The following is a 7043-nucleotide window of genomic DNA, read 5'->3' as shown; positions in this document are numbered from 1 at the left end:
AGCTTATAGGAAGCTTATACGAATCTTGGAAGATGGGTATAGAAAGGGTGTATAAATATTTAAATATCAGTTTTTTACGGGAACTAAAACAATAGTTAAAACGAAAGCAAATGACAAACTTACACAAATTTTTTGTTAAAAACGCATTCTTGTGGCTCTTGGTACTAATGGTACTTATGGGCTACCTTATTCCTTATCGAGAAAGCTATAACGCATACTTTAATTTAGGAACCTTTATCGATTGGGGGATTGTGATTATCTTCCTGCTCTACGGACTCAAACTGAACTTGCGAGAAGTGCTGAACGACGTTAAGAACTGGAAGCTACACTTGCTGGTACAAATAGCTACCTTTGTGCTGTTTCCGCTCTTGGTAATGCCTTTTTACAAGATAGCACAGGGCACAGAATTCTACGTGTTGTGGCTTTCGATATACTTTTTGGCTTGCTTGCCGTCTACCGTATCGTCATCGGTAGTGATGGTGTCTATCGCAAAAGGGAACGTGCCCTCAGCGATTTTCAACGCTTCTATCTCGGGGCTCATAGGTATTTTTGCTACCCCTATGCTAATGCACCCTTTTATGGAAAGCAGTAGTGGTGGGGCAGTAGACCAAGTAGCAATTATACAGCAATTATTATTAAAAGTGCTGTTGCCGATAGTATTAGGGCTCTTGCTCAATCCGCTGTGCAAGAAGTTTATAGAGCGTTACGGCAAACTGATAGGCAAGTTTGATAGGCTTATTATCTTGCTGATTGTCTACGAGAGCTTTTCGACCGCTTTTGTAAACCGTATATTTGGCAGTGTCCCACCGATTACTTTTGCGATTATCGCAGTAGCAGTGGTGGGTATGTTTTTCATTGTATACTATCTCTTGCAATGGGCGTCGTACCGTTTGCACTTTAACCGCGAAGATACAATTACTACTACTTTTTGTGGCTCGAAGAAATCGTTAGTACACGGGAGTTTATTTATGATGGTATTGGGTATTCCCGACGATAACAAAGTGATGTTCCTCTTGCCGATAATGCTTTATCATAGCTTTCAGCTGTTTTATGTGAGCTGGTTGGCGAATAGGATAGGTAATAGATAATTAAGGTAAAGCCAGCGAGGGCTCACAACTGGGTATGTGAGTAACAACAAGAAATATCAAGAAATGAACTATACCCGAAGTTTATCCAATACTCTCTAATAACTAAAAACTAACCCTTATGAGAAGAACAGTAATTATCTCAATGATTTTAATAGCCTTTGTAGGCTGTAAAACACACATTAAACCTTCTACAGATTTAGAAGAAAACCAATTGCACGGCAAAGTAAAACAAATGCTCGAACTAACCTATTACTACGGCAATGTTGATAGAGTTTATTTTGAAGAGAAAACCAAAGCCTCTGATTCAGTATTGTATACTTTTGATGAAAAAGGCTATTATACTGAAGCGATTCACTTAACCCCTCCTGATGATGACAAGGCTGAACAGACGCCCAGAAATATATATGTTACTCGCTCTGCTGACGAAGTGAAAACAACCGCTTACAACAGCGAAGGAGATATCCTATACCAAAGCATAAGTAAGCTAAACCCAGAAGGCTTAGAGCTTACCCGAACAGATGTTTATAAAAAAGATGACGAAAAGATTGTAATGAACTACACTTATGACCATACTAATCTAAAGACTGAAATAAATATTGAACACAAGAACGGAAGTAAACAGAAAAATGTACTAACCTATAACAAAAAAGGACAAGTCATTAAAGGAGAGTTTTACATAGGCAGCGAAAATGAGCTTTTTTTAACCTCTACATATACCTACAACAGCAAGGGCTATTTAGAAAAACGTGAACAGAAGTATGCTACTTATACAGTTACTACTACTTACGAGTATGAATACGATGCCCAAGGCAGTGCCATTGTCGTCAAGGAATACGAAGACGGTAAACTCACAACTACAAAAAAGAGAATCATAGACTATTATTAAAACAACCTAAAAACCTAACTAAATTATGACTATCAAAAACTGGGCGGATACCGATAAACCGCGTGAGAAGATGATTTCGCAGGGTAAAACAGCCCTTAGCAATGCCGAGCTTTTGGCGATACTATTAGGCTCGGGGTCGGCGGATGAGAGTGCTGTGGAGCTGAGTAGGCGCATTTTGGCTTCGGTGAATAATAGCTTGACGACTTTGGGCAAACAGAGCTTGCAACAACTACAAGCCTTCAAAGGTATTGGGCAGGCAAAAGCGATTACCATTCTCGCCGCTACCGAAATGGGCAGACGACGCGCTGCCGAAACCCCCGAACCACAGCCTAAAATAGAGGTAGCTCATAACGTTTTTGTCCTAATGCAACCTCTCATAGGCGAGTTGCCCCACGAGGAATTTTGGGTACTCTACCTCAATAGCACCAACCGTGTGATACACAAAGCACGACTTTTTTCAGGAGGGATTACCCATACTACCGTAGACGTGCGACTGCTCTTCAAAACAGCGTTGGAGCAAGGTGCTATTGCGTTGATATTAGTGCACAACCACCCTTCGGGTAACATCACCCCCAGCAAAGAAGATATCGAACTCACCCAGAGAGTAAAAACAGCAGGAGAAATGTTAGACATCAAACTCTTAGACCACGTAATCGTTACCGAAAAAGAGTATTTGAGTCTTTTGGACGAGAGGCTTTTCTAATGGTGAATGATAAATTTGCTGATTTGGTAATTATGTAGTATTTTTGTCGCCATAAGAGTTAAACACTTCAATATAATGGAAAATATAGCTTCTCAAATAATTAATTGGATAAAGACCTACGCCGAGAACGCTCGTGTAAAGGGTTTAGTGATAGGCGTATCGGGAGGAGTAGACTCGGCAGTCGTCTCTACCCTTTGTGCGCGTACGGGCTTACCTACTCTCTGCCTCGAAATGCCTATTCATCAAGCTGAAAGCCACGTCAGCCGCGCTGAGGAGCATATAGAGTTTCTCAAAGCACATTATCCTAATGTGAGCGACCTGCAGGTAGACCTCACTCCTGTATTCGACCAATTTGTGGCACAAATACCCTCTACTGATAAATCTACTTACGAAATGGCACTTGCCAACACTCGTGCACGCCTAAGAATGACGACTCTTTACTATTTTGCAGGACTCGAAGGCTATATAGTAGTAGGCACGGGCAATAAGATTGAAGATTTTGGAGTAGGGTTCTTTACCAAATATGGCGATGGTGGGGTAGATATAAGCCCCATAGCCGACCTGATGAAGAGTGAAGTGTACAAACTCGGTGAGTATCTGCATATCCCAAAAAGCATTCTCAAAGCAAAACCTTCCGACGGGCTTTTTGGCGACGACCGTAGCGATGAAGACCAACTGAAAGCTACTTACGATGAGCTTGAATGGGCAATGCTACAAACCGAGCAAGGCAAAAAAGCTGAGGAATTTAGGGGTAGAGAGCGTGAAGTATTCGAGATATATACCCGCCTCAACCGTGCTAACCAACACAAAATGCAACCCATACCGTATTGTAAAATTAGCAAGTGAGAAAATTAGCAAATGAGTAGCGGTGCTATTTAATTGACAAATCGACACATTGACAAATTGATAGATTATATGCCTGTGCGGCTCGCACCAAATTAACAAAATGAATATACTTATCCTTGGCTCTGGCGGTCGCGAACACGCCTTTGCCGTAAAACTACACCAAAGTCCGCTATGCGACACCTTGTATATTGCCCCTGGTAATGGAGGCACCCATACCGTAGCTACCAATCTGGCTATCAGCCCTACCGACTTCCCAGCGCTGAAAGCCTTTGTACTCGAAAAACAGATTGCAATGGTAGTGGTAGGTCCCGAAGACCCCTTAGTGCAAGGAGTGTACGATTTCTTTACTGCCGACCCTGCCCTTGCCCACGTGCAAGTGATAGGTCCCTCACAGCAAGGCGCTACCCTCGAAGGGAGTAAAGAGTTCGCCAAAGAGTTTATGGTACGACATAACATTCCCACGGCTAAATATGCGAGCTTTACCAAGGATACAGTGGAAGAAGGTTGCGCTTTCCTCAGCACGATGAAAGCCCCTTATGTACTCAAAGCCGATGGTTTGGCTGCCGGTAAAGGAGTTGTTATCTTAGATAACTTAACAGAAGCCCAAGCCGAATTGCGCCGTATGCTCATCAACGAAAAATTTGGGAAAGCAAGTACTAAGGTGGTGATTGAAGAATTCCTCGAAGGCATTGAGCTCAGTTGTTTTGTCCTCACCGATGGGGTAGACTATAAGATATTGCCTACCGCCAAAGACTATAAGCGCATAGGTGAAGGTGATACAGGGCTTAACACTGGCGGTATGGGGGCTGTTTCGCCCGTGCCTTTCGCCGATGTAGCCTTTATGCAGAAGATTGAAGAGTGCATCGTAAAACCTACTATTGCAGGATTGCACAAGGAAGGCATTGTATATAAAGGCTTTGTATTCATCGGACTCATAAAAGTAGACGGCGAGCCTTACGTGATAGAATACAATGTGCGTATGGGAGACCCCGAAACCGAAGCTGTTCTCCCCCGTATAGAAAGCGACCTCATTCCGCTTTTCCAATCACTTTACAACGGCACTTTGGCTTCACAAGAGCTGAAAGTAACCCCGCAGAGTGCTACTACGGTGGTAATGGTATCAGGTGGATATCCTGAGGATTATGAGAAAGGGAAAGAGATTATAGGCACTGAAAAAGCTGTTGGTAGCACTGTATATCACGCAGGCACTGCTTTGAAGGACGGCAAACTCCTCACCGCTGGTGGTCGCGTACTCGCCATTACTTCGCTTGGTGATGATTTCAAAGAAGCCTTACAACGCTCTTACGATAATATCAGTAAGATACAGTTTGAAGGTGCTTACTGGCGAAAAGACATTGGGAAAGACCTTTAAAAAGGTTAAGTATTAAGAAAAAATAAGGAAGAGTTGTGTTCTGCAACTCTTCCTTATTTTTTATTTTCTAAGTCGTTTAGCGAAACGCGCTATGTTCATCTCTTTAGGAATCTCTTTCTCTTCGTACACCGCTTCATAAAGTATCTTAGCACAGAAGGGTGCATTGAGCACTCCCCTTGTCCCTAAGCCGTTCAGTACCCAAAGATGAGGATACAACGGGTGGCTTCCTATTAAAGGTCTCCTATCAGCTACCGTGGGGCGTAAAGCCGCTTGGTGTGAGATAATTTCAAAAGAACAACGCACCATCTTGCGCAGTTTCTCTAATAGTTCTTTGCGAGCTCCCTCTGTAATAGTATCTGTAAGGTCTTCGGGGTCATAAGTTGCTCCCATAATATAAGTATCTCCCCCTAACGGAATGATACTACCATCACTTTTTAGGATAGTGTGCAACTGTAAATCGGGAGCGTAAAAGGTAAGGGTCTCACCTTTACAAGGGCGCATTGGCAAAGAACTGAAATAAGGGTTTTTACTAATGCCACAGCCCTCACAAAACACGATGTTGCGGGCTTCCACTCCCCTATATACCACGTGTGTATCGCAAATCTCAAGTGCTTCATAATCGAAAGTCTTAGCGTGATAAACTCCTTCTTCCTGCCAGTGCCTGAGGCATTCCGATAAGTACTTCTTCACTTCCACTCTCCCAGTACGCATTACTTCTCCAAAAAGAAAAGGAGCTGGTACTGCGGGATTGGTTTCGGGTACTAATGTAGTGCTGAGATAACCCGAAAGCAAAGGTTGGTCAGCAGCAGTGAACCAGTTGTTTTGTTCTTCTACCGAAGCAAACTTTCGGAGCACAGGCATTGATATATGAAAAGAAACGCCTGTTTTAGCCTCTATTTCGATATAAAACGGCTCAATAATATTCATTACCTCTTCGGCTCGCCATATGGGAGTAAATCGCTTTAAAACTACCGGATTATACACTCCTCCCGCAATCAAACTAGCTACTTGTGAGCGGTCGGCTATCAAACAAAAGCTCTTGCCGTGTTTTTCCAAAAAGTTAGCAAAAGTAACACCTGCTAAGCCTCCGCCTATAATAATAAAATCGTACATACCGAAGTGCTCTTACTGTATTTGCGAAACTGCCGCAATCCCTTCTTTAGCCGAAAGCAAACTCACCACGCTGCCTATACTCAAAACATCAGCGGTAGCAATCGTAAAGGTAAGCGTGTGATTTTCGACGTCCTTTTCTACTTTTGTTATGCTCATCGACTTGCGTCGGAAGATAGCCGAGCAGATTTCTATAGTTTCAGCCACATTTAATTCTTCTTCCTCATAAGTAACCTGAAAAACTCCTACAAAATTTCTCTTAATGAGCTGTGATTCCACTCTTTTGAGGAATATCATAATGATAAGCATAAAAGCGATAGCCACCACAGCGATATTGTAAAAACCCCAACCAATACCCAAGCCTACGCAACCCGTAGCCCAGATACCCGCTGCGGTAGTCATTCCGGCAATACTTTCTCCGCGTTCTTTAATAATGCTACCAGCCCCCAAAAAGCCTATCCCGCTAATCACCTGCGCACCCAAACGCCCTAAATCGCTTTTGAAAAGAGCTGCCAGTTCAGGAAAATGTGCGTTAAAGTCAATAAGACTAACGCGTAATTGGTCTTGAATCATCGAAACTACCGCAGAGCCAAAGCACACGAGTATATACGTGCGAAAACCAGCGGGCTTGTGCTTGCGTTCTCGTTCAAAGCCTACCAATCCGCCAAAGATTATTGCTAAAAGCAAGCGGAAGCACACCACCCCAAGGGAGAGTTCTCCTACGAAGTGTGTATTAGAAAAATCGTTTAAAAGCTCGTTCATAATCTAATCATATAATGAGCGGTAAAGGGACTATCTGAGTTTCCTCAGTCAGTCCCTTCCCTTTCTTAATCCAAAAATTGTTATTAACTTTTTTATTATCTACCCTTCACCACATTCCCCCTTTAAAAGGTTGTTCACGATAGCGAAGTAAGTGAATAAGGAGATGTTATCCCCTAGTGTCTATGCGTCATAACACTTTGCCAAAGTTTTATACTTTGGCAAAGTTAGTGGCTCGCACTACCTTTCCGTCCCTACATTCCCCCTCTCCTTGGGAGA

General features: G+C 42.9%; 7 protein-coding genes. 5 read left to right on the top strand and 2 right to left on the bottom strand.

Annotated elements, in window-relative coordinates; translation table 11 throughout:
- Nucleotides 1–110: 110 nt before the first annotated feature.
- The 5 genes from HMPREF9078_RS08615 (at nucleotide 111) to purD (ending at nucleotide 4895) form a co-directional block, all read left to right on the top strand.
- Complete coding sequence (locus HMPREF9078_RS08615; RefSeq protein WP_009420318.1) at nucleotides 111–1088, top strand: bile acid:sodium symporter family protein; 978 nt, start codon at nucleotides 111–113, stop codon at nucleotides 1086–1088.
- 118 nt (nucleotides 1089–1206) lie between these two features.
- Entirely contained in the window at nucleotides 1207–1974 is a 768-nt protein-coding gene (locus HMPREF9078_RS08610; protein WP_157453572.1) for a hypothetical protein, read from the top strand.
- Between the two features lie 25 nt (nucleotides 1975–1999).
- Nucleotides 2000–2677, top strand: coding sequence for a DNA repair protein RadC (radC, locus tag HMPREF9078_RS08605; protein ID WP_009420316.1), 678 nt, complete (start codon nucleotides 2000–2002; stop codon nucleotides 2675–2677).
- A gap of 75 nt (nucleotides 2678–2752) precedes the next feature.
- Entirely contained in the window at nucleotides 2753–3523 is a 771-nt protein-coding gene (gene nadE / locus HMPREF9078_RS08600) for an NAD(+) synthase (protein ID WP_009420315.1), read from the top strand.
- Nucleotides 3524–3623: 100 nt separating this feature from the next.
- Entirely contained in the window at nucleotides 3624–4895 is a 1272-nt protein-coding gene (gene purD / locus HMPREF9078_RS08595; protein WP_009420314.1) for a phosphoribosylamine--glycine ligase, read from the top strand.
- A 60-nt stretch (nucleotides 4896–4955) separates the two neighbouring features.
- Here the strand turns inward: purD and HMPREF9078_RS08590 are convergent, their stop codons facing one another.
- Nucleotides 4956–6008, bottom strand: a complete 1053-nt coding sequence (locus tag HMPREF9078_RS08590) for an FAD-binding oxidoreductase (protein WP_009420313.1) — start codon at nucleotides 6006–6008, stop codon at nucleotides 4956–4958.
- A gap of 12 nt (nucleotides 6009–6020) precedes the next feature.
- Nucleotides 6021–6767 carry an MgtC/SapB family protein gene (locus tag HMPREF9078_RS08585; RefSeq protein WP_009420312.1) on the bottom strand — a complete coding sequence of 249 codons (747 nt, stop codon included), beginning with the start codon at nucleotides 6765–6767 and terminating at the stop codon, nucleotides 6021–6023.
- Between the last annotated feature and the right edge of the window lie 276 nt (nucleotides 6768–7043).

It is taken from the genome of Capnocytophaga sp. oral taxon 380 str. F0488 (assembly GCF_000318255.2).
Lineage (GTDB): Bacteria > Bacteroidota > Bacteroidia > Flavobacteriales > Flavobacteriaceae > Capnocytophaga > Capnocytophaga ochracea.
Note: the sequence above shows the minus strand (reverse complement) of the source record. Positions and strands in the feature narration are given on the sequence as shown.

Excerpts from the sequence above, each read along its gene's own strand:
- HMPREF9078_RS08590 (WP_009420313.1), bottom strand. The coding sequence starts at position 6,008 with ATGTACGATTTTATTATTATAGGCGGAGGCTTAGCAGGTGTTACTTTT.
- HMPREF9078_RS08585 (WP_009420312.1), bottom strand. The coding sequence starts at position 6,767 with ATGAACGAGCTTTTAAACGATTTTTCTAATACACACTTCGTAGGAGAA.
- HMPREF9078_RS08615 (WP_009420318.1), top strand. The coding sequence starts at position 111 with ATGACAAACTTACACAAATTTTTTGTTAAAAACGCATTCTTGTGGCTC.
- purD (WP_009420314.1), top strand. The coding sequence starts at position 3,624 with ATGAATATACTTATCCTTGGCTCTGGCGGTCGCGAACACGCCTTTGCC.
- radC (WP_009420316.1), top strand. The coding sequence starts at position 2,000 with ATGACTATCAAAAACTGGGCGGATACCGATAAACCGCGTGAGAAGATG.
- HMPREF9078_RS08610 (WP_157453572.1), top strand. The coding sequence starts at position 1,207 with ATGAGAAGAACAGTAATTATCTCAATGATTTTAATAGCCTTTGTAGGC.
- nadE (WP_009420315.1), top strand. The coding sequence starts at position 2,753 with ATGGAAAATATAGCTTCTCAAATAATTAATTGGATAAAGACCTACGCC.